Here is a 20,188-nt window from a genome sequence, read left to right as displayed (position 1 = left end):
TGTCCCGATCCCGAGAACCGATCATGCTCGCTCTTTCCTGGCTTATCCGGAACGAAACCCCCGAAGACCTTGCCGCCATCGAGGCCCTGCAGGCCGATGCGTTCGGCCCGGGCCGTTTTGCCAAGACCGCGTTCCGTCTGCGTGAAGGCGTCGATCACGACCCGCGCCTGAGCTTTGTCGGCATGAGCGGGGATGTCTTTGCCGGCTCGGTCTGGCTGACGCCGATCACCATCGGCGGCGCGCCGTCGCAGCTGCTCGGGCCACTGGCCGTCGCGCCGGCCTTCAAGAACAAGGGACTGGGGCGGCTGCTGGTCAACCAGTCGCTGAAGACGGCACTGGCTTTCGGCGAGCGCAGCGTCCTGCTGGTGGGTGATGCGCCCTATTACGGCCCGCTCGGGTTCGAGCCCGTGCCTCCGGGCTCGATTACGCTGCCAGGGCCTGTCGATCCGGCGCGGGTGCTTGTCGCCAATCTCGTGCCGGGTTCCCCCATGCCGGTCGGACAGGCGCGCGGCGGACGCGGATGAGGCCGCGTCAGCGTCCCTCGCGGTACCACAGGAGCGAGACCGCGCCGAGCAGAAGCGCCAGACCGAGAAGGCCGGCGAAAAGCGGGTAGCGGTCAATCCCCTTGAGCAGGCTCGCATCGCTGGTGCGGAACCCGATCCAGCCGTCGCCGGCAAAGCTTGTCGCGCGGCGCAGCGGCACGACGCGCGGTATCAGCACGTTGCCGCCGGCATCCACAAGCCGCCGCACGCTGCCGCCTGTCTCCTCGGCAAGCGGTGCCAGCGTTTCGGTGGTGGAGAGCACGTCGGTGAACTCGCGCGGATTGGGCGGGCCGACATGAACCAGGGCCTTGCGGCTGCCATCGTCGACCGAATAAAGACCCAGATCGGGAGCGGGTGCGCTGGCGCGCCAGAGGCCAGGCGACACTTCGGTCGGCGTCAGGTTGCGGGTCTCGCCGCCCGGCAGTGTCAGTGTCATGTCGCCGACGCTCTCGCCGATCGTCTGGCGCTCGGCGACAACCTCGACGCCGCGCGAGGTGAGCCGCAAGGCCTCTTCCTCGAGGTCAGGTTCCTTCATCAGCCAATGGGCGAGGCGACGCAGCAGCGCCACATGCGGGCCGCCGCCCTCGTAGCCGCGCGCCCACAGCCAGACATGGTCGGACAGCAACACGGCGACGCGGCCCTCGCCCTCACGGCTCAGCACCAGCAGCGGCTTTTCCTCCGCACCGGTCATCAGCGTCTCGCCGTTGCGGATGGTGGCATCGACGAGGCGGAACCAGCGGCTCCACGCCGGCGGCTCGACGTTGCCGCCGGGCAGGCCCCGGGTCACCGGATGGCGGCTGCCGGTTTGCGAGATCGCCGCCCGGAAGGGTTCCTCGTAGATCATGCCGCTCGGCTCGGCCGGCAGCACGGGCGACAGCGGCGTGCGATAGATGCTGCCGCCCTCGGCATAGTCGGGACCGCCTGCGACCAGCACCGCGCCGCCCTCGCGCACGAAGCGGGCGATGTTGTCGAAGTAGAGCAGCGGCAGCACGCCGCGCCGTTCGTAGCGGTCGAAGATGATCAGGTCGAACTCGTCGATCTTGACCGAGAACAGCTCGCGGGTCGGGAAGGCGATCAGCGACAGCTGGTTGATCGGCGTGCCGTCCTGCTTGTCGGGCGGACGCAGGATGGTGAAATGCACGAGGTCGACGGACGCATCGGATTTCAGCAGGTTGCGCCAGGTACGCTCGCCCGCATGCGGGCTGCCGGAAACGAGCAGCACCCTCAGGTTCTCGCGGATGCCCTCGACGGTGACGACGACGCGGTTGTTGAGTTCGGTGAGTTCGCCCTCCAGCGTGTCTGCGGAGAACTCGAAGATGTTGTTGCCGCCATGGGCGACGGTGACGGGAATGTCTATGGTCGAGCCGGGCTGGGCGCGTTGCTGCGTGACGATCTCGCCGTCGCGCCGCACGGTGATGGTGACCCGGTCCGAGGCGCTCTCAACGCCGCGATCCTGTAGCTGCAGGGTGACCACCTGCTCGGAGCCGACAAGGGCGAATTTCGGCGCGCGGGCGATGGCGAGACGGCGGTCGATCTCGTCCTCGACGCCCGTCACAAGCGCATGCAGCGGTGCGTCGAAGCCAAGGTCGGCGGCCTTTTCGGGAATGTCGTGGACTTGCCCGTCGGTGATCATGACGCCGCCGCCGATCCGCTCTGGCGGCACGTCGGACAAGCTGTCGGCCAGCGCGGAGAAGAGCGCCGTGCCGTCCGCCGTGGCGCCGTCGCCGCGGGCGGCGCGGGTGACGCGCAACTCGTAGCCGGGGAGTGCGGCGAAACGCTGCTCAAGCGCGGCAAGGGCCTCATTGGTGGACGTGGCGCGATCTCCCAGGCGCTGGCTCTGGCTCTCGTCGACGACGATCGACACGATGCTGCTCAGCGGCTCGCGGTCCTCCCGCTCGATAGCCGGGCCGGCAAGGGCGAAGACCAGCAGTGCCATGGCCATGACGCGCAGCGGCCATGCGGGCAAGCGCAGGACGAAGGCGGCAAGCGAAAGCGCGAGCGCGGCAATGGTCGCGGCGGCCAGCAGCCAGACGGGAAACAGCGGCGCGAAGGAGAGGGACCAGATCACGCGATCGCTCCTATTGTCCGAGACGTTCGAGAAGGGCGGGGATGTGCACCTGGTCGGCCTTGTAGTTGCCGGTCATCGCATACATGACGATATTGACGCCGGCACGGAAGGCGTATTCGCGCTGGACCGCGTCGTTCGGCACGGTCGGAAACAGGTAGTTGCCGGCCTCGTCGATCGCCCATGCGCCGGCGAAATCATTGCCGGTGATGAGAACGGGCGAGACGCCGTCGCCCCCGCGTACCGGCCTGCCGGGTTCCCCGGCCGCCTGCTCGCTTGCCTCCACCCAGAGCGGTCCGCCGGAATAGCGTCCCGGGAAGGTCTCGAGGAGGTAGAAGGCCTTGGTCAGGACATGATCGGCCGGAACCGGCTCCAGCGGGGGCATGTCGAGCCCGTCGAGCACGGCGCGCAGGCGCAGCACGGCCGGCGAGGTTCCAAGGCCGATGCCGGCGGACAGCTGGTCGGCGGTGTCGAAGAGGATCGTGCCGCCATTGCGCATGTAGGTGTCGATGCGGGCCAGTGCCTCGGAGGAGGGACGCGCTGTGTCGGCGGAAATCGGCCAGTAGAGGATCGGGTAGAAGGCGAGTTCGTCGCTGGCGATGTCGACGCCGACCGGCGCCTCGGGCTCCAGGGCGGTGCGGGTGGAGAGATAGCGCGTCAACCCGAGCAGGCCCTGGCGGCTGGCCGTGTCGCGGTCCGGCTGGCCGGTGAGGACATAGGCAAGGCGGGTGTCGAGCGTCGCCTCCAGGGCGGCAAGGTCGCCGGAAGTCTCCTGTGCCCGGGGCTCTCCGGCGGCAAGCGTCATGGCACAGGCGAGAACCAGCCCTGCGGGCAGGACCCGGCCCAGCCGGCCGCGCAGCGCCGTGCGGTCGCCGCGCAGCCAGATCATCGCGATCGCGTCGGCGAACAGCAGCAGCAGGGCGATCAGGAAAAGGGCGGGGCGCAGGTCGGTTGCCGCCGATGCCGGATAGCCGGTAACGCGGGCGGTGCCGCCGAGCGATGCGAGGTCGAGCTCCATCACCTGTTCCGGCGCGGTGAGAAGGTTGATTGCCCGGAAGGCGTCGTCGCTGCCGTAGAGGCCCGGCGGATGGCGCCGGCTCGGGGCGACGTCCTGCTGCGAGGCGGCAACCGGAACCGCTGCCGTCGATGGCGAGCCGAGCCGGCCATAGCCGTCAAGCAGGCGCACTGGCGGCAAAAGGGTTTCCGAGGGATCGGTCGCGGCCGCAGCCGTGGTCGGGGCGGTCTGCGTGCCGGCCTCGTCGTTGGCGGGAGCGGCCGAGGAGAGGCTGACGATCCGCCGCAGCATGGCGACGAAACTGCCGGAAATCGGCAGGTTCGACCAGCCGGTATCGGCCGTCACGTGGAAGAGGACCACGGTGCCGCGTCCGCGCGCGGTGGCGGTGACGAGCGGCGTGCCGTCGGCGAGCGTTGCCCAGGTGCGGTCGGCAAGGTCCGGTCCCGGTTCGGCGAGCACCTGCCGGTTGACGGTGACGTCGGCGGGCACCGGCATGCGGGCGAAGGGGGACGCCTCCGAGAAGCTGGCGAGCGGCTGCGGCTCTTCCCAGGACAGGCTGCCGCCCAGGGTCCTGTTGCCGGCCCGAAGGGGCGTGGGGATCAGCTCGTCCGACCCGCCGGCCAGGCGCGGTCCGGCGAAGCGCACCAGTATGCCGCCCTGCTCGACCCAGTCCCGGACCCGTTCGAGGGCCGCGTCCGGCATGCGCCCGACATCGGCGAGCACCAGAACGGAAACACCTTCATCAATGAGCTCAGGAAGGGCGTTGTCGAGGTTTTCGCTGCGTGGCCGGCGCAGCTCCGAAAAGGGCGACAGCGCCCGGTCGAGATAGTAGAGCGGCGACAGCAGGGGCTGCGCCTGGTCGGCGGAGGCGCCAGAGACGAGGCCGACCGTGCGCCGCTGCCAGCGATCGTCCAGCAACTGGACGCCGGCGGCGCTGTTTTCACCTGCGACCTCGAGCCGGGCGATATCGTTGCGGAGCTCGACGGGGAGGTTGAAGGACACCTCGCCCACATCCGTGTCGTCCTCGAAGACGGGGGCCGCCTCGCCAAGCACCAGTCCGCGCAGGTCGAGCGCCCGCACCACCAGGTCAGCGGGCGCTGCGTCGCCGCGCAGCACGGCGGCGGTCAGCGCATCGATGTCGTTGCGGGCATCGGCGAGTGCTGTCGGGCGCGGCAGGCCGGTCAGCACGCTCAGTTCGGCGTCGCCGGCCAAGGCGCGAAGATCTTCCAGGAAGCGCGGTGTTGTCTCGCGGGCGATGCCGTCGCTCAGCCAGACGATGGCGTCGGGCGGCTGGTCGGCAGCCGCCTTGCGCAGGGCCAGCGTCAGTTCGCCGCGCGCGGTCGGCCAGGAGCGCGGCTCCAGCACCCGGAGCCGCTCCAGCGCGGCATTGGCCGTCTGCGAGACCAGCGGCTGGTCCGGCCCTTCGGCGGTTGCCGCGAACAGAACGGGCCGGCCGCTGTCGGCGGCGGCCGTGATCAGTCGCTCCGCCGTCTGGCGCTGCCGGTCCCAGGCTCGGGCCGAGGCCCAGCCATTGTCGAGCAGGACCCAGAGCGGTCCGTTGCCGGCGGGCGCGTCGGCGCTTGGCCGCCAGACGGGACCCGCGAGCGCGAAGATCAGCGCGGCGGCGAGACACAGGCGCAGGATCGTCAGCCACAGCGGGCTCTTGTCGGGGGTCTCCTCGCGCCGGTCGATGTCGGCAAGCAGCCGGGCGGGGGGGAAGGCGACCCGGCGCGGGCTTGGCGGGATCAGCCGCAGCAGCCACCAGATGACCGGCAGCAGCAGCAAGGCGGCAAGGGCGAGCGGGGCGGTGAAGCCGAGGGGCAGGAAGGAGGTCATGCATCGACCCCCTTGGTGCCCTGCATGGGAATGCCGCTCAGCCGGCTGTGCAGCAACAGCATCGGCTCGGATGCCGGACGGTCGGTGTGGTGGACGAGGAAGGTCCAGCCGGCCCTGCGGGCGGCGTCGCCAATGGCGGCGCGGTGCGCCTCAAGCCGATCCGTATAGGCCTTTTTCCACTCTTCGGCCTTGCCGCTGGTCAGGCGGAAGCCGGTCTCGGGGTCGCGGAATTCGGTGCGCCCGGCGAAGGGGAAGGTTTCCTCGACGGGGTCGAGCACCATGACCATGTGGGCGCGCGCGCCGGAAGCCGCGACCTTGCGCATCCATGCAAGGGTGCCCTCGACCGGATCGAGCAGGTCGCCGATCAGGACAACGTCGGAGAAACGGCGGATATCCTGGGGTTCGGGCAGGCTGGCGGGGTCGGCGAGATGGGCGAGGGCGGCGGCGATGCGTTCGGCCGCATGGCGATCGGCCACCGGCTTGCGCAGTCCGGGCAGGCCGATGCGCTCGCCGGTTTCGGCAAGCAGGTCGGCCAGCGCCAGCAGCAGGACCAGCGCCCGGTCGCGCTTGATCGTGGCGGAGAGATGCGAACGGAACGCCATGGACGGGGAAAGGTCGGCCCACAGCCAGACGGTATGGGCGGCCTCCCACTCGCGTTCGCGGACATAGAGGTGGTCGTCGCGGGCGGAGCGGCGCCAGTCGATGCGCTTGACCGGTTCTCCGGCGACAAACGGACGGAACTGCCAGAAATTCTCGCCGGAACCGGACCGGCGGCGGCCATGCCAGCCGGCATTGGTGGTCATGGCGACCTGGCGTGCCTCGACCAGGAGGTCGGGCAGAGCGTCGGCAAGCGAGCGCGCGCCGGCGACGACCTGCGGCCAGCTTTCACCCTGCTCCTCGCCGGATGTCGGCCTGCCCGGTGTCGCCTGGAACCCGAAACGCGCGAAACCCTCCATGGACTGTTCCTAGCCGATCCGGCTTTTCAGGCGGCCGATGAGCCCGCGTATGGTGTGGCCGTCCGCGCGGGCGCCGAAGGTCAGCGCCATGCGGTGCTGCAGGATCGGTTCGGCCAGCGCCAGCACGTCGTCGACGGAAGGCGCCAGCCTGCCGTCGACCAGCGCGCGGGCGCGCACGGTCAGCATCAGCGCCTGGCTGGCGCGCGGCCCCGGTCCCCATGCGATCAGCTCGGTCAGTTCGTCGTCGGTCTCGCCCGGACGGGCGGAGCGGACAAGTTCCAGGATCGCCTCCACCACGCTCTCGCCGACCGGCATGCGGCGCACCAGCTGCTGGCAGGCGATCAGGTCGTCGCCGTTCATCACGGCGGTGGCGGCGGCATCATGCGCGCCGGTGGTCTCCATCAGGATGCGGCGTTCGGCCTCGCGGTCGGGATAGTGCACGTCGATCTGCATCAGGAAGCGGTCGAGCTGGGCCTCGGGCAGGGGATAGGTGCCTTCCTGCTCGAGCGGGTTCTGCGTCGCCAGCACGTGGAAGGGACGGGGCAGGTCGTAGCGCTGCCCGGCGATCGTCACGTGGTACTCCTGCATCGCCTGGAGGAGGGCCGACTGGGTGCGCGGGCTGGCGCGGTTGATCTCGTCGGCCATCAGCACCTGCGAGAAGACCGGGCCCTTGATGAAGCGGAAGGCGCGGGAGCCGTCCCGGTCCTGGTCCATCACCTCGGCGCCGAGAATGTCGGAGGGCATCAGGTCGGGCGTGAACTGGATGCGTCGGGCATCGAGACCGAGCACCGTGCCGAGCGTTTCCACCAGCTTCGTCTTGGCGAGGCCGGGCACGCCGACCAGCAATCCGTGACCGCCGGAGAGCAGCGTGACAAGGGCCCGCTCGACGACGCTTTCCTGACCGTAGATGACGCGCGCGACCTCGCTGCGCGCGCCGGCGATCTTTTCCATCGCCGTCTCCGCGTCGCGGGCTACCTGTTCGTGGTCGATGTCCGGTGAGGTGATCGCGCTCATGGTCGGTATACGCCTCCTGCTTCGTTTGGACCGCCTGGCCGCCGTTTCCGGCAGCATGCGGCTGATCGGCGCCGGGTGACCCGGATTGCCTGGCCGGCGCGACATTTCGGCAGTGGCGCGCAGGACTCACATTGGCAACGCGACGATGGTAACCCATGTCATGATAGGGTATGGGCCAAATCATGGCGGGGACAACGGAATTGGATCAAAAAGCAGCGACACGAAGGAAATCGGGGACGTCCGATGCAATTCCCGAGGGTCTTGCGGATCTGGTCGCACGCGCGGGGAGCAGTCGCGGCACGCCGCCGGTGGAGCGCTGGAACCCGCCCTTCTGCGGCGATATCGACATGCGTATCGCCGCCGACGGGCGCTGGTTCTACATGGGCTCGCCGATCGGCCGGGAGGCGTTGGTGCGCCTGTTCGCCTCGGTGCTGCGCCGGGACGAGGACGGTCGTCACTACCTGGTGACGCCGGTGGAGAAGGTGGGGATCACGGTCGAGGACGCGCCGTTCCTGGCGGTCGAGCTTCATGCCGAGGGCGAAGGCGCCGCGCAGGTCCTGACCGTGCGCACCAATGTCGGCGATGTGGTGCGGATCGATGCCGAGCATCCCCTTCGTTTCGAAGATGAAACTGGCACGGGCGGGCTCAAGCCCTATATCAGGGTCCGGGGCGGGCTGGACGCCCTGTTCGCACGGCCCTTGCTGTATCAGCTGGCAGATCTTTTCGAGGACCATACGGTGTCGGGCGAAACCCTGACCGGCGCATGGAGCTCCGGCCGGTTCTTCCCGGTCTCGCCCGGTGGCGCCGCGACAACAGGTGAGGCATCTTGACGGCGTTCGTGGAACAGCGGATCGCGATGACGGGGGAGGGGCAACTGACGGCCCGTGCCTTCGCCGAACAGGCGCGCACGCGCCTTGTTTCGCCCGCGACCGACGAGGTCGGCGATCACATCCTCAATCCGGATCTCGGGCCCTTCGCCTTCGCCAAAAGGCCGCCGCGCGACGCGGCGGTGCTGATCCCGGTGATCGAACGGCCGGCCGGGGCGACCATCATCCTCACCCGGCGCACCGACCATCTGACCAGTCACGCAGGGCAGATCTCCCTGCCCGGCGGCAAGATCGATCCCGACGACGACGGTGCGGTCGGCGCCGCCCTGCGCGAGGCCGAGGAGGAAATCGGGCTCGATCCGCGTTTCGTCGAGACGCTTGGCGTCCTGCCGACCTACCTGACCGGATCGGGTTACCGCGTCGCGCCGGTGGTCGCCCTTGTCGGGCAGGAGGCGCAATTGGTGCCGAATCCCGACGAGGTGGCCGATGTTTTCGAAGTGCCGCTTGCCTTTCTGATGAACGACGCCAACCATTTGCGGCAGTCGCGCGTCTTTGCCGGCAAGCCGCGCTATTTCTATGCGATGCCCTATGGCGAACGCTATATCTGGGGCGTCACTGCCGGAATCCTCCGGCTAATGTACGAGACGGTTTGCCGCTGATGTTGCGTATCATCCTGACCCAGCTACTGCTTTTCTCCCTGCCTTTCATCGGTTTCGCGATCTGGCTGTTCATCACCAAGAAGGCGCAGACATCGGAGAACTGGCGCAAGGGGCCGATGGTCTGGCTGGTGATCGCCGGCGGTGTGCTGGTTATCGGCGGGCTGGTGATGCTTACGACCCGCGAGGGCCTGCCGGAGGGCAAGACCTATCGTCCGGCCGAGCTGCGCGACGGCGAGTTCGTGCCGGGCCACTTCGAGTAGCCTTGCGGGAAACGGCGTCCACATGACCGCGCGTATCGATTCCGACTGGCTTTGCGAGCCGGGCCTGCAGGCGGCGTTCGATGCTATCGGGCGTGACGGCGACAGCGTGCGTGTGGTTGGCGGTGCGGTGCGCAACACGCTGATGGGGCTGCCCGTCACCGATATCGATATCGCCACCGATGCTGTCCCCGACACTGTCATTGCACGTGCCGAAGCGGCCGGGCTGAAAGCCGTTGCGACCGGCTACGAACACGGGACAATCACCGTGGTGAGCCATGGCACCGCCTATGAGGTGACGACGCTGCGCGAGGATGTCGAGACGCATGGCCGTTCTGCCACCGTCCGCTTCGGTCGCGACTGGCAGCGCGACGCGGAACGGCGCGATTTCACCATGAACGCGCTTTACGCGGCGCGCGACGGCATCGTGCACGATCCGGTCGGCGGGCTGCCGGACCTTGCCGCGCGCCATGTCCGCTTCATTGGCGATGCGCATCGCCGGATCCGCGAGGACTATCTGCGCATCCTGCGTTTCTTCCGGTTCCATGCCCAATATGGAGACGGTGCGCTCGACGAGGAGGGGCTTGCCGCGGTCGTGGAGCTGAAGGCCGGGATCGCCGGCCTTTCGGCGGAACGGATCGGCATGGAGATGCGCAAGCTTGTCTCGGCGCCCCGTGCGGCGGAAACGCTTGCCGAGATGGAGCGCGCCGGCGTGACGCCGATGGTGCTGGCAACGCAGGCGGGCCTTGCCCCGTTCCGCGCGCTGCGCGCGCTCGACCATCTTGCGCCGAACACGAGGGATCCGGCGCTGGCGCTCGCCGCGCTCAGCGACGGCGATGCGGCGGAACTCGACGCGGTCGCCGATCACCTGCGGCTTGCCAATGCGGAGCGGCGCCGGATGAAGGCGGCCTTTTCCGCCTCGCGCTGGCTGGCGGAAGGACTTGCGGCGAGGGGGCCGGGAGGCGACCCGCGGCTGGCGCTTGAACTCCTCCACCGCTTCGGCCGGGAGGCAGGCGTCGACGGGGTGCTGCTTGCCTGGTCGAACAGCGGGCCGGGGCCGGACGATCCGGCTTTCAAGGCACTCCTGGCGCAGGCCCTCGATCTTGATGCACCGGTCTTTCCGCTTTCCGGCCGGGACCTGACCCGCGCAGGCGTTGCCGCGGGACCGGAAATCGGCCGCCGGCTGGCGCTGGCGGAGGACCGCTGGGTGGCGAGCGGGTTCACGCTCGAGCGGGCGACCTTGCTGGATATCGCTGTCGCCGGCTGAAATACGGCGGCCGGCATCGGTCGAAGGCTGCGGCCGTTCACTCTTCGGCGAATTCGCCGGTGATCTTCAGGCCTTCGATTTCCGTGGCGCCGTCGTTCTTGACGATCGTGCGGGGCACGGCACCGGCCTCGCGGGCCAGTGCCTCGGCAAACGTTGCGGAGTGGGTGACAATCCAGATCTGGCTGCGCTCGCAGGCGCGGGCGACGATCCGGGCAAGCGGCTCCAGAAGGTCCGGATGCAGGCTCGCCTCCGGCTCGTTGAGGGCGACGAAGGCCGGCAGGCGGTAGGCGAGCAGCGCACCGGCGAGCGCCAGGAAATTGAGCGTGCCGTCGGAGAGTTCGCGCGCCTCGAACGGGCGGGCAAGGTCGGGGAAGCGCATGGCGATGGCCGCATGGCCGCCATCCAGCCGGATGTCGAGGCGGGCGCCGGGAAAGGCGTCGTCGATGGCCGCGTCGAGATCGACGGTGTCGACCCTGACCTCGGCGAGCGTCGCGAAGACGGCGGCGAGATCGGCCCCGTCGGAGGACAGGGTCGGCGTGGTCAGGGCGAGCGCCGGGCGGCGCAGCGGCGAGCCGTCATCGGTGCGGAAACCGTGATAGAAGCGCCAGTCGGAAAGCGTGCGGCGAACGATGTCGAGCTCGGGGAAGCGGCCGCCGTCGCGAAAGGCGAACAGCGCGGTTTCCGAGCCCAGCACCTCGTTGTCATAGGTCAGGCGTTCGCCTCCTGCCGCCCGCAGCCAGACGGAAGGACCGGAACGCTGCATCAGCACGATGTCGCGCGTGCCGGAAGCAATCGTCAGCCTTTCTTCCTTCACCAGCGGTTCGAGCGGGAGGGCGGCATCGGAGCCGAGCTTTGGCAGGCCGATCTCGATTGCATAGGAAAGGTCTCCAAGCCGCGCCTTGAGGCTCAACCGCACGGGCGCGCCGCGCTTGCGCTCGCCCGCCCAAAGGACGCTTTCCACCCCGCCCTCCTCGGCGATGGCGCAGGTGATGCGGCCAAGAGCTGCCTGCTGGAGCAGGGAGAGCCCCCGGTAGAGATTGGTCTTGCCGGTGCCGTTCTTGCCGACAAACACGTTCAGCGCCCCGACCGGCATGTGCACGGCGCGCAGGGAGCGATAGTTGGTGATGGAAACCGAGCTCAGCGGAGGCAGGGACACGGCGGATCCGTTTTCCTGGAAGGGTGAGGCCCGCTCAGGGCCATTTCACCACCGGGGGCATGGAGGAGAGGATCGAGGCGACATTGCCGCCCGTCTTCAGGCCGAAGATCGTGCCACGGTCGTAGAGCAGATTGTACTCGACATAACGGCCGCGGCGCACCAGCTGTTCCTCGCGCTCCGCCTCGTTCCAGGGTTTGTGGTAATTGGCGCGCACCAGCTTCGGGTAGATGTCGTGAAAGGCGAGCCCGACGGCCTGGGTGAAGGCGAAATCCGCGTCCCAGTCGCCGGAATTGAGATAGTCGTAGAAGATGCCGCCGACGCCGCGCGCCTCGTTCCGGTGCTTGAGAAAGAAATAGTCGTCGCACCACGCCTTGTAGCGCGGATAGTCGGCCACTTCGTGCGCCTGGCAGGCCGCTTGCATTGCGCCATGGAAGGCGAGCGTGTCCGCGTCTTCCTGCGTGCGCCTTGCATCGAGCACCGGCGTGAGGTCGGCACCGCCGCCGAACCACTGGCGGGTCGTCACCACCATGCGGGTGTTCATGTGCACCGCCGGCACATGCGGATTGTGCATGTGGGCGATCAGCGAGATGCCGGACGCCCAGAAGCGCGGGTCTTCGGACGCGCCGGGGATCTGGCCGCGAAATTCGGGCGAGAACTCGCCATGCACGCTCGAGACATGGACGCCGACCTTTTCGAAGACGCGCCCCTTCATCATCGACATGACGCCGCCGCCGCCCTTGGCCCCGGTCGAATCGGTACGCTCCCACGGTGTGCGCTCGAAGCGTCCGGCGGGGAGGGCGGCAAGCTCTCCGGGAAGGGCAGCATGTTCGGCGGCGTCGTCCTCGATCGCCTCGAAGGCGGCGCAGATCCGGTCGCGGAGCGCGCGGAACCAGGTTTCGGCCTGTGGCTTGCGCGTCTCGATGTCTTCCGGCACCGGACCGCCGCGCGCCTCGCTGTTGCCACCTGCCGTCTGTCCGCTCATTCCCGTCACCTTCGCCAGCACATTCGTGAAACCCGACCGCTTCATGGCAGATGCGGACGCCCGGGAAAAGGTCTGGCGGTCGCGACGGTGCGCCGCGCCGGCCGGCGGCGGCCCTTACGAAGGGAAGCTCCCGGTCTGGCGCAAGGCCTCCCCGAGCACCATCGCACCGGCGACCGCGACGTTGAGCGAGCGCATGCCGGGGGTCAGGGGGATGATGAGGCGCGCATCGGCTGTGTCGTGGACGGCAGGCGGGACACCGGCGGATTCCCGCCCGAGCAGGAGAAGGTCGTCCTTGCGGAAATCGAAGCGATGGTAGGGCTCGCTGCCCGCCGTTGTCAGCAGGACGAGCCGTCGCTCTTCCGCCCCGCGCCAGGTTTCGAACGCCTCGAACGTGACGTGGCGGCGCAGGGCAACGCGCTCCAGATAGTCCATGCCGGCCCGCTTCAGCGCGTGGTCGGAAAGCGGAAACCCGGCCGGCTCGACGACATGCACGGCGATGTCCATGCAGGCGGCGAGGCGCAGGATCGTGCCGGTGTTCTGCGGGATGTCGGGCTGGTAGAGAACGAGATCTGGCATTGTTGCAAGTGTCCGGAGCTTGGAAGCGCGAGGTGGCGCCCCATATGCTGGTTGCGGGTACGGGTGGTTGCCCGCATCCTCAGGCCTGCGCGCCTTTAGCGGGACTGCCGGATTCGGCCGTCAGGGCGTGTCGGTCCCTCCGACAGGGATCGTGCGTTGGCGCGCCATACTTCACGTCACGCCGCATTTCGCGCCAGACTTATTGCCCCGCCCCGCCTTCCCGGCAATAGCAAAGGAACAGTCCGCCCGTGTTCGAACGCCTGCTCGTCTGGTTCGAGACCCGTCTCGACCCGCTGAAGCCGCTTCCCGACAGGCCGGTGCCGAAAACGGGCTTTGGCTATCTCTGGTTCTTTGTCTCCCAGGCGAAGGCGGCGTTTCTCGCCATGCTGGTGCTGGGCGGCGTGACGGCCCTGATCGAGGCGGCGCTCTATGTTTTCGTCGGCGACCTCGTCGACATGATGCAGACGGGCGCGCGCGCGGATTTCCTCGCCGACCATGCGCCGGTACTGATCGCCATGGCGCTGACGGTGCTGGTGCTGCGGCCGGTCGTCTCGGCGCTGACCTCGCTGGTCGAGGAGCAGATCATCGTTCCCGGCTTCTTCAACCTCGTGCGCCTGCAGGGGCATGCGCAGGTCGTCGGCAAGTCGCTCGCCTATTTCCAGGACGAGTTCGCCGGGAGGATCTCGCAGAAGGTCTGGCAGTCGGGGCAGGCGGCGGGCGACTTCATGGTCAGCCTGCTGCAGATCATCTGGTTCATCGTCGTCTTCGCGCTGTCGACACTGGCGCTGGTGACGCGCCTAGATCCGCTGTTCGGTGTCGTCGTGGCGCTCTGGCTGGCGGCGTTTGCCGGGGTCTCGGCCATCTATGTGCCGCGCATCCGGGCTCAGGCGAAGGCCAGCGCGCATGCCTCGTCCGGCGTGACCGGCCGCTTCGTCGACACCTATGGCAATATCCAGACGATCAAGCTGTTCAGCGATATCGACCGGGAAGCGGTGGAGACGCGCGGCGCCTACGAGACCTTCCTGGCGGCCATCCGGCGCTTCACCCGCACGCTGACGGCCGTGCGCTGCCTGATGAGCCTGCTCTCGGGCGTCATGATCGCGATGATCGGCGTGCTCGCCGTGCTGGCCTGGCAGGCGGGCAGCGTCACCACCGGCGACGTGGCGCTGGTGCTGGGACTGGTGCTGCGCCTCAACGTGCTGCTCGGCCGCCTGATGGGCCAGCTCAACGGGCTGTTCCGGGCGCTGGGCACGCTGCAGGACAGCGCCGAGACGATCACCCGGCCGGTAACGGTGCCCGATGCAGCACAGGCGCCGCAGCTGAAGGTGTCGGAAGGGCGTATCTCGTTCGACGGCATCCGCTTTCACTACGGCAAGGCGGGCGGGGTGATCGACCGTCTGTCGGCAACGATCCGGCCGGGAGAGCGGGTCGGCGTCGTCGGCCGGTCGGGGGCGGGCAAGTCGACGCTGGTCAACTTGCTGCTGCGCTTCTACGACTTGGAAGGCGGGCGCATCCTGATCGACGGACAGGATATTTCCGGCGTCACGCAGGCCTCGCTGCGCGGGCAGGTCGGCGTGGTGACGCAGGACACCTCGCTGCTGCACCGCTCGATCCGGGACAACATTGCGCTCGGGCACCGGACTGCGAGCGAGGAACTGGTGCGGGAAGCGGCGCGGCGCGCCCATGCGCTGGAGTTCGTCGAGGCGCTTGCCGACAGCCGCGGGCGCACCGGCTTCGACGCCCATGTGGGCGAGCGCGGCGTCAAGCTCTCCGGCGGCCAGCGGCAGCGCATCGCGATTGCCCGGGTGCTTTTGAAGAACGCGCCGATCCTGGTGCTCGACGAGGCGACCTCGGCGCTCGATTCGGAGATCGAGGCGGCGATCCAGGACAGTCTCAACGAACTGATGGCCGGCAAGACGGTGATCGCCATCGCACACCGGCTGTCGACGATCGCGGCGATGGACCGGCTGATCGTCATGGACGAGGGGCGTATCGTCGAGGACGGCAGCCACGAGGACCTGCTGCGCAATGGCGGTCTCTACGCGGATCTCTGGGCGCGTCAGTCGGGCGGTTTCCTGCTTGCCGAGGATGTGGCCTGACGAGACGGGCAGCAGCGGCCGGTGGGGAGAACGTTGCATGAACGCAACAGTGATTCCGGATCGATCCTTCGGGTTCGAATTACCCCTTTGCAACTTCCGGTGATCGTGTAGTGTGCCCGCATCGGTCACCGGCTCCGGTCGGCTGACCCTTTGCGGACCCTCCCCGGGTCCTTGTCGAGCGGGTGGAGTTTCCGCCCAGTCCAGTGTCGCCACACCCAGTGAAGAGGAGGGATCGCATGATCGAAATGCGCGTGTTTCAGATCCACGCAGCCATGTGCGCCTCCCGTCAGGCGACCGGACCAATGATGCTCTGCGCCTGAGCGAGCTTCCTTCAGTCCTTCCCATGTCTGCCCGCCCGGCCTGACCGCCGGCGGCTTCCGCTTTCCTGTCGCGCATGCAATCCGCCCGTTCCGGCGGATGCGCCGGGGACTCAATCCCCTGGTGTCGGTGTCGCGGCGTCTCCTATTGCCCGGTTCCGCAGGAGCTTGTCCGATGTTGTCCCGCTATCCGCTCGACCCGTTCGCGCGGCCCGATTCACCCGACCTGCCCGGTCTCCCCGTCAGGATCGCCCCCGCAGGTGTCGCAAGGCGCCTGAGGGAGGCGGCGATCGTCGCCGGTGCCGCCGCCGCTCTGACGCTGGCGCTCACCCTCATCCTCTTCCTGCCGGTCGCGGCGGACGAGATCGCCCGGCTGGAGAGCGTCATCGTCAATGGCGTCAGCGAACCGGCCGGTGCGTTCACGGACCGGCTGGTGACGCTGTTTCTCGGCCTGCTGGTGCTGTCGGCATCGGTTTCCGCCTTCATCCTCTCGGTGCTGATGACACCGCCCTCCACGCGCCCGATCTTCCCGGCCGGCGGGCGCGGCTCCGCCCGGCTCCCGCGTCGCGGTAGGACCTGCAAGGAACACGATCATGTTCAAGCGCTTTGAGAAACTGGTCGATCCGTTCCGGGAGGGGTCCATGGAGGCTCCCCCGGCGACGCTGTTCGCCTTCTGCTGGCACTATACGAAGCCGATCTGGCCGGTGCTTGCCGTCGTCTCCGTGCTCGGCACGGCCATCGCGATCTTCGAGGTCATGGTCTTTTCCTTCCTCGGCGATCTGGTGAACTGGCTGTCGAATGCGGACCGGGAGACGTTCTTCGCGGAAAACTCCGGGCGGCTCGTATGGATGGGCGTGGTCATCCTGGTGATCATGCCGGTGCTGGCGCTTTTGTGGGAGATGCTGTTCCACCAGACGCTGCTCGGCAACTATCCGATGGCGATCCGCTGGCAGGTGCACCGTTACCTGCTGCGCCAGAGCGTGGGCTTCTACCAGAACGACTTTGCCGGGCGCATCGCGACGAAGGTGATGCAGACGGCGCTCGCCGTGCGCGAGGTGGTGACGCGTGTGCTCGACGTGCTCGTCTATGTCTGCGTCTACTTTCTCGCGGCGGTGGTGCTCATCGGCGATGCCAGCATCGAACTGGCGATCCCGCTGATCCTGTGGCTGGTCGCCTATCTCGCCGTTCTGGTGTTCTTCGTGCCGCGGCTGAAGTCGCTGTCGCAGGTGCAGGCGGACGCGCGCTCGACGATGACGGGACGCGTGGTCGATGCCTATACCAACATCGCCACGGTGAAGCTGTTCTCCCACACCGACCGCGAGGAGAGCTACGCCCGCCAGTCGATGTGGGAGTTCCTGAAGACCGTCTACCGGCAGATGCGGCTGGTGACGCTTCTCAACACGGCGCTGCACACGATCAACGTGCTGCTGCTGTTCTCGACCGGCGCCGTCTCGATCGCGCTATGGCAGCGCGGCGTGGTGACGGCCGGCGACATCGCCGTTGCCGTCGCGCTGATCCTGCGGCTGCACGGCATGTCGCAGTGGATCCTGTGGGAAATTTCCGGCCTGTTCGAGAATATCGGCACTGTGCAGGACGGCATCACCACGATCTCGCGCGAGCGCGACGTGGTCGACGCACCCGACGCCGCGCCGCTCAAGGTCGGCAGCGGGGCGATCTCCTTCCAGGGCGTGCGCTTCCACTACGGCAAGAAGAGCGGCGTCATCGACCACATGGACCTGGAGATCCGGCCGGGCGAGAAGGTCGGCGTGGTCGGCCGCTCGGGAGCCGGCAAGTCGACGCTGGTCAACCTGCTGCTGCGCTTCCACGACGTGGAAGGCGGGCACATCCTGATCGACGGCCAGGACATCGCCACGGTGACCCAGTCGAGCCTGCGCGCCAATATCGGCATGGTGACGCAGGACACGTCGCTGCTGCATCGCTCGGTTCTGGAGAACATCGTCTATGGCCGACCGGACGCCAGCGACGAAGAGGCGATGGAGGCGGCACGGCGCGCCCATGCGGCCGGGTTCATTGCCGGTCTGGAAGACCAGGGCGGACGCAAGGGGCTTGAGGCCCATGTGGGCGAGCGCGGCGTCAAGCTCTCCGGCGGCCAGCGGCAGCGCATCGCGATTGCCCGGGTGCTGTTGAAGAACGCGCCGATCCTGGTGCTCGACGAGGCGACCTCGGCGCTCGATTCGGAAATCGAGGCGGCGATCCAGGACAGCCTGAACGAGCTGATGGCGGGCAAGACGGTGATCGCCATCGCCCACCGGCTGTCCACCATCGCCGCGATGGACCGGCTCGTCGTGATGGATCACGGGCGGGTGGTCGAGGACGGCAGCCACGACGAGTTGCTGGCGCGCGGCGGGCTTTACTCCAGCCTGTGGAACCGGCAGTCGGGCGGGTTCATCGACAGCCAGCGCGACGCCGGCTGAGCCTCCGGGCAAGACCGCCTGTGCGGCGGGGTCTTTGAAAAGAGGCCTCGCCGCACAGCTTCCGCGTTGCATCGGGAACTGTCGCCGCTCCTGCAATCACTGGGTAAAAACCGCGACAAAGCGTCGTCTTCCAAAGGATGATCTGGACAAGCGCGGGCAAGGGTGCCAATAACAGCCCCGCTTGGAAAGGTGCGGAAAGCCGCATCTGCCGCCCGGACGACCCGCTCCGCCTCCCTTCGCCTTCCGGATTGCCGGGGCAGGGACGGTGGCTTTGCGCTGTTGTCGCCGGGCCAACGGGTTAAAAAGAGGACGCGACCTTGGCACAGCAGGATACGGTCGAACCCACTCGCCGCGATTTCCTCTATATCGCGACCGGCGCGATGGGGGCGGTTGGCGCAGGTGCGCTGGCATGGCCTTTCATCGACCAGATGAACCCCGACGCTTCAGCGCTGTCGCTGGCCTCCATCGAGGTGGACGTCTCGGCGGTGGAAGAGGGACAGTCGATCAAGGTGATGTGGCGCGGCAAGCCGGTTTTCATCCGCAACCGTACCGCCAAGGAAATCGAGGAAGCCAACGCCGTCCCGCTGGCGGATCTTCCCGACACGAACGCGCGCAATGCCAATCTCGCCGCGGACGCAGAGGCAACCGACGTCAACCGCGCGGTCGAGGGCAACGAGGCCCTGATCGTGATGGTCGGCGTGTGCACCCATCTGGGCTGCATCCCGCTTGGCCAGCAAGGTGATTTCGGTGGCTGGTTCTGCCCCTGCCACGGCTCGCACTACGACACCGCCGGCCGCATCCGCAAGGGACCCGCGCCCGAGAATCTCCTGGTTCCGCCCTTCGAGTTCATCTCGGAAGGCCTGATCCAGATCGGTTGATACGCGGCAATCCAGAGGAGGCAGCCATGGCTGGACATTCCAATTACGTGCCGCAGAGCGCGGCGGCTAAGTGGCTCGAGAGCCGCCTGCCGGTCATTTCGCTCGTTCGCGGTTCCTTCATCGACTTTCCGACCCCGAAGAACCTCAATTACTGGTGGACCTTCGGCGGCATCCTGATGTTCGTGCTGATCGCCCAGATCATCACCGGCATCGTGCTCGTCATGCACTACACGCCGAACACCGAGATGGCATTCGCCTCCGTCGAGCACATCATGCGCGACGTGAATTTCGGCTGGCTCTTGCGCTACCTGCATGCCAACGGCGCGTCGATGTTCTTTATCGCCGTCTTCATCCACATGTTCCGCGGCATGTATTACGGCTCCTACAAGGCGCCGCGCGAGATCTCGTGGATCCTCGGCGTGATCATCTTCCTGATCATGATGGCCACCGCCTTCATGGGCTACGTGCTGCCCTGGGGCCAGATGTCCTTCTGGGGCGCCACCGTGATCACCAACCTGTTCTCGGCGATCCCGCTTGTCGGCGAGCCGATCGTCAACTGGCTGTGGGGCGGTTTCGCGGTCGGCAACCCGACGCTGAACCGGTTCTTCTCGCTGCACTACCTGCTGCCGTTCATGATCTTCGGCGTCGTGCTGCTGCATGTGTGGGCGTTCCACACGACGGGCAACAACAATCCGACCGGCATCAACCCGAAGACGAAGCAGGATTCGCTTCCGTTCCATCCGTACTACACGATCAAGGACCTGTTCGCGGTTGTCGTGTTCACGATCCTGTTCGCGTATTTCGTCTTCTACATCCCGAACTTCATGGGACACGCCGACAACTACATCGAGGCCGATCCGCTGGTGACGCCGGCGCATATCGTTCCGGAATGGTACTTCCTGCCGTTCTACGCGATCCTGCGCGCCGTGCCGGACAAGCTCGGCGGCGTCATCCTGATGTTCGGCGCCATCGCGGTGATGTTCGTGCTGCCGTGGCTCGACACCTCCAAGGTCCGCTCCGGCACCTACCGGCCGCTGTTCAAGCAGTTCTTCTGGATCTTCGCGGCCGTCTGCGTCGGCCTCGGCTATCTCGGCGCGATGCCGCCGGAAGGCTGGTACGTGATCTTCTCGCGGATCTTCACCGCCTACTACTTCGCTCACTTCCTGATCATCCTGCCGCTGCTCGGTTTCCTGGAGAAGCCCAGGGCGCTGCCGGCATCGATCTCCGAGGCGGTGCTCGCAAGCTCTGGCGGCGGCAAGCCTGCGGGCGCGGTCGCCGCACCGGAAACGAAGTGAACCACGGACGGG

17 protein-coding genes are annotated in these 20,188 nt (G+C 67.7%); 10 read left to right on the top strand and 7 right to left on the bottom strand.

What is annotated here, in order from left to right; genetic code table 11:
* Nucleotides 1–23: 23 nt before the first annotated feature.
* A complete protein-coding gene (locus ACQY46_RS21490; protein WP_428698001.1) occupies nucleotides 24–524 on the top strand; it encodes a GNAT family N-acetyltransferase in 501 nt (166 codons plus the stop codon).
* A gap of 7 nt (nucleotides 525–531) precedes the next feature.
* On the opposite strand, the gene ACQY46_RS21485 is transcribed toward ACQY46_RS21490, so the two are convergent.
* The 4 genes from ACQY46_RS21485 to ACQY46_RS21470 are packed head-to-tail and all read right to left on the bottom strand — an operon-like array spanning nucleotide 532 to nucleotide 7,428.
* Nucleotides 532–2,610, bottom strand: coding sequence for a hypothetical protein (locus tag ACQY46_RS21485; RefSeq protein WP_428698000.1), 2,079 nt, complete (start codon nucleotides 2,608–2,610; stop codon nucleotides 532–534).
* A gap of 10 nt (nucleotides 2,611–2,620) precedes the next feature.
* Nucleotides 2,621–5,458, bottom strand: a complete 2,838-nt coding sequence (locus ACQY46_RS21480) for a DUF4159 domain-containing protein (protein WP_428697999.1) — start codon at nucleotides 5,456–5,458, stop codon at nucleotides 2,621–2,623.
* On the bottom strand, nucleotides 5,455–6,414 hold the full coding sequence (locus tag ACQY46_RS21475; protein WP_428697998.1) for a DUF58 domain-containing protein: 960 nt from the start codon (nucleotides 6,412–6,414) through the stop codon (nucleotides 5,455–5,457). The genes ACQY46_RS21480 and ACQY46_RS21475 overlap by 4 nt, the downstream gene beginning before the upstream one ends.
* Nucleotides 6,415–6,423: 9 nt before the next feature.
* On the bottom strand, nucleotides 6,424–7,428 hold the full coding sequence (locus ACQY46_RS21470) for an AAA family ATPase (protein ID WP_428697997.1): 1,005 nt from the start codon (nucleotides 7,426–7,428) through the stop codon (nucleotides 6,424–6,426).
* A 182-nt stretch (nucleotides 7,429–7,610) separates the two neighbouring features.
* Here ACQY46_RS21470 and ACQY46_RS21465 point away from each other — a divergent pair, with 182 nt between their 5' ends.
* The 4 genes from ACQY46_RS21465 to ACQY46_RS21450 are packed head-to-tail and all read left to right on the top strand — an operon-like array spanning nucleotide 7,611 to nucleotide 10,438.
* Nucleotides 7,611–8,258, top strand: coding sequence for a DUF1285 domain-containing protein (locus ACQY46_RS21465; RefSeq protein WP_428697996.1), 648 nt, complete (start codon nucleotides 7,611–7,613; stop codon nucleotides 8,256–8,258).
* Nucleotides 8,259–8,284: 26 nt separating this feature from the next.
* Nucleotides 8,285–8,914 (top strand): CoA pyrophosphatase, encoded by a 630-nt coding sequence (locus tag ACQY46_RS21460; protein WP_428700542.1) that lies wholly within the window; start codon nucleotides 8,285–8,287, stop codon nucleotides 8,912–8,914.
* Entirely contained in the window at nucleotides 8,914–9,174 is a 261-nt protein-coding gene (locus ACQY46_RS21455) for a DUF6111 family protein (RefSeq protein ID WP_428697995.1), read from the top strand. Before ACQY46_RS21460 ends, ACQY46_RS21455 begins: the two co-directional genes overlap by 1 nt.
* Before the next feature lie 22 nt (nucleotides 9,175–9,196).
* Nucleotides 9,197–10,438, top strand: a complete 1,242-nt coding sequence (locus ACQY46_RS21450) for a CCA tRNA nucleotidyltransferase (protein WP_428697994.1) — start codon at nucleotides 9,197–9,199, stop codon at nucleotides 10,436–10,438.
* Between the two features lie 37 nt (nucleotides 10,439–10,475).
* On the opposite strand, the gene ACQY46_RS21445 is transcribed toward ACQY46_RS21450, so the two are convergent.
* From ACQY46_RS21445 to ACQY46_RS21435, 3 genes are all read right to left on the bottom strand, one after another.
* Nucleotides 10,476–11,588: an AAA family ATPase gene (locus ACQY46_RS21445; RefSeq protein WP_428700541.1), complete on the bottom strand. Its 1,113-nt coding sequence runs from the start codon at nucleotides 11,586–11,588 to the stop codon at nucleotides 10,476–10,478.
* A gap of 40 nt (nucleotides 11,589–11,628) precedes the next feature.
* Nucleotides 11,629–12,576 carry an oxygen-dependent coproporphyrinogen oxidase gene (hemF, locus tag ACQY46_RS21440; RefSeq protein ID WP_428697993.1) on the bottom strand — a complete coding sequence of 316 codons (948 nt, stop codon included), beginning with the start codon at nucleotides 12,574–12,576 and terminating at the stop codon, nucleotides 11,629–11,631.
* A gap of 114 nt (nucleotides 12,577–12,690) precedes the next feature.
* Complete coding sequence (locus ACQY46_RS21435) at nucleotides 12,691–13,152, bottom strand: tRNA (cytidine(34)-2'-O)-methyltransferase (protein WP_428697992.1); 462 nt, start codon at nucleotides 13,150–13,152, stop codon at nucleotides 12,691–12,693.
* A gap of 248 nt (nucleotides 13,153–13,400) precedes the next feature.
* On the opposite strand from ACQY46_RS21435, the gene ACQY46_RS21430 reads away from it, so the two are divergent.
* The 5 genes from ACQY46_RS21430 to ACQY46_RS21410 all read left to right on the top strand — a co-directional run bounded on the left by ACQY46_RS21430 (nucleotide 13,401) and on the right by ACQY46_RS21410 (nucleotide 20,176).
* Nucleotides 13,401–15,251, top strand: coding sequence for an ABC transporter ATP-binding protein (locus ACQY46_RS21430; protein WP_428697991.1), 1,851 nt, complete (start codon nucleotides 13,401–13,403; stop codon nucleotides 15,249–15,251).
* Between the two features lie 492 nt (nucleotides 15,252–15,743).
* Nucleotides 15,744–16,178 (top strand): hypothetical protein, encoded by a 435-nt coding sequence (locus ACQY46_RS21425; RefSeq protein ID WP_428697990.1) that lies wholly within the window; start codon nucleotides 15,744–15,746, stop codon nucleotides 16,176–16,178.
* Nucleotides 16,162–18,003, top strand: coding sequence for an ABC transporter ATP-binding protein (locus ACQY46_RS21420; protein WP_428697989.1), 1,842 nt, complete (start codon nucleotides 16,162–16,164; stop codon nucleotides 18,001–18,003). The genes ACQY46_RS21425 and ACQY46_RS21420 overlap by 17 nt, the downstream gene beginning before the upstream one ends.
* 317 nt (nucleotides 18,004–18,320) lie before the next feature.
* Nucleotides 18,321–18,881, top strand: a complete 561-nt coding sequence (gene petA, locus ACQY46_RS21415; protein ID WP_428697988.1) for a ubiquinol-cytochrome c reductase iron-sulfur subunit — start codon at nucleotides 18,321–18,323, stop codon at nucleotides 18,879–18,881.
* Nucleotides 18,882–18,907: 26 nt separating this feature from the next.
* Nucleotides 18,908–20,176 carry a cytochrome b gene (locus tag ACQY46_RS21410; RefSeq protein ID WP_428697987.1) on the top strand — a complete coding sequence of 423 codons (1,269 nt, stop codon included), beginning with the start codon at nucleotides 18,908–18,910 and terminating at the stop codon, nucleotides 20,174–20,176.
* Nucleotides 20,177–20,188 lie beyond the last annotated feature (12 nt).

The sequence above is a fragment of the Stappia sp. genome (assembly GCF_965276915.1).
Lineage (GTDB): Bacteria > Pseudomonadota > Alphaproteobacteria > Rhizobiales > Stappiaceae > Stappia.
Note: the sequence above shows the minus strand (reverse complement) of the source record. Positions and strands in the feature narration are given on the sequence as shown.

What these genes read in the sequence shown, in the direction of transcription:
- ACQY46_RS21470 (WP_428697997.1), bottom strand. Translation starts at nt 7,428, where the DNA reads ATGAGCGCGATCACCTCACCGGACATCGACCACGAACAGGTAGCCCGC.
- ACQY46_RS21420 (WP_428697989.1), top strand. Translation starts at nt 16,162, where the DNA reads ATGTTCAAGCGCTTTGAGAAACTGGTCGATCCGTTCCGGGAGGGGTCC.
- ACQY46_RS21490 (WP_428698001.1), top strand. Translation starts at nt 24, where the DNA reads ATGCTCGCTCTTTCCTGGCTTATCCGGAACGAAACCCCCGAAGACCTT.
- hemF (WP_428697993.1), bottom strand. Translation starts at nt 12,576, where the DNA reads ATGAGCGGACAGACGGCAGGTGGCAACAGCGAGGCGCGCGGCGGTCCG.
- ACQY46_RS21455 (WP_428697995.1), top strand. Translation starts at nt 8,914, where the DNA reads ATGTTGCGTATCATCCTGACCCAGCTACTGCTTTTCTCCCTGCCTTTC.
- ACQY46_RS21410 (WP_428697987.1), top strand. Translation starts at nt 18,908, where the DNA reads ATGGCTGGACATTCCAATTACGTGCCGCAGAGCGCGGCGGCTAAGTGG.
- ACQY46_RS21480 (WP_428697999.1), bottom strand. Translation starts at nt 5,458, where the DNA reads ATGACCTCCTTCCTGCCCCTCGGCTTCACCGCCCCGCTCGCCCTTGCC.
- ACQY46_RS21460 (WP_428700542.1), top strand. Translation starts at nt 8,285, where the DNA reads ATGACGGGGGAGGGGCAACTGACGGCCCGTGCCTTCGCCGAACAGGCG.
- ACQY46_RS21450 (WP_428697994.1), top strand. Translation starts at nt 9,197, where the DNA reads ATGACCGCGCGTATCGATTCCGACTGGCTTTGCGAGCCGGGCCTGCAG.
- ACQY46_RS21425 (WP_428697990.1), top strand. Translation starts at nt 15,744, where the DNA reads ATGTTGTCCCGCTATCCGCTCGACCCGTTCGCGCGGCCCGATTCACCC.
- ACQY46_RS21475 (WP_428697998.1), bottom strand. Translation starts at nt 6,414, where the DNA reads ATGGAGGGTTTCGCGCGTTTCGGGTTCCAGGCGACACCGGGCAGGCCG.
- ACQY46_RS21435 (WP_428697992.1), bottom strand. Translation starts at nt 13,152, where the DNA reads ATGCCAGATCTCGTTCTCTACCAGCCCGACATCCCGCAGAACACCGGC.
- ACQY46_RS21465 (WP_428697996.1), top strand. Translation starts at nt 7,611, where the DNA reads ATGGCGGGGACAACGGAATTGGATCAAAAAGCAGCGACACGAAGGAAA.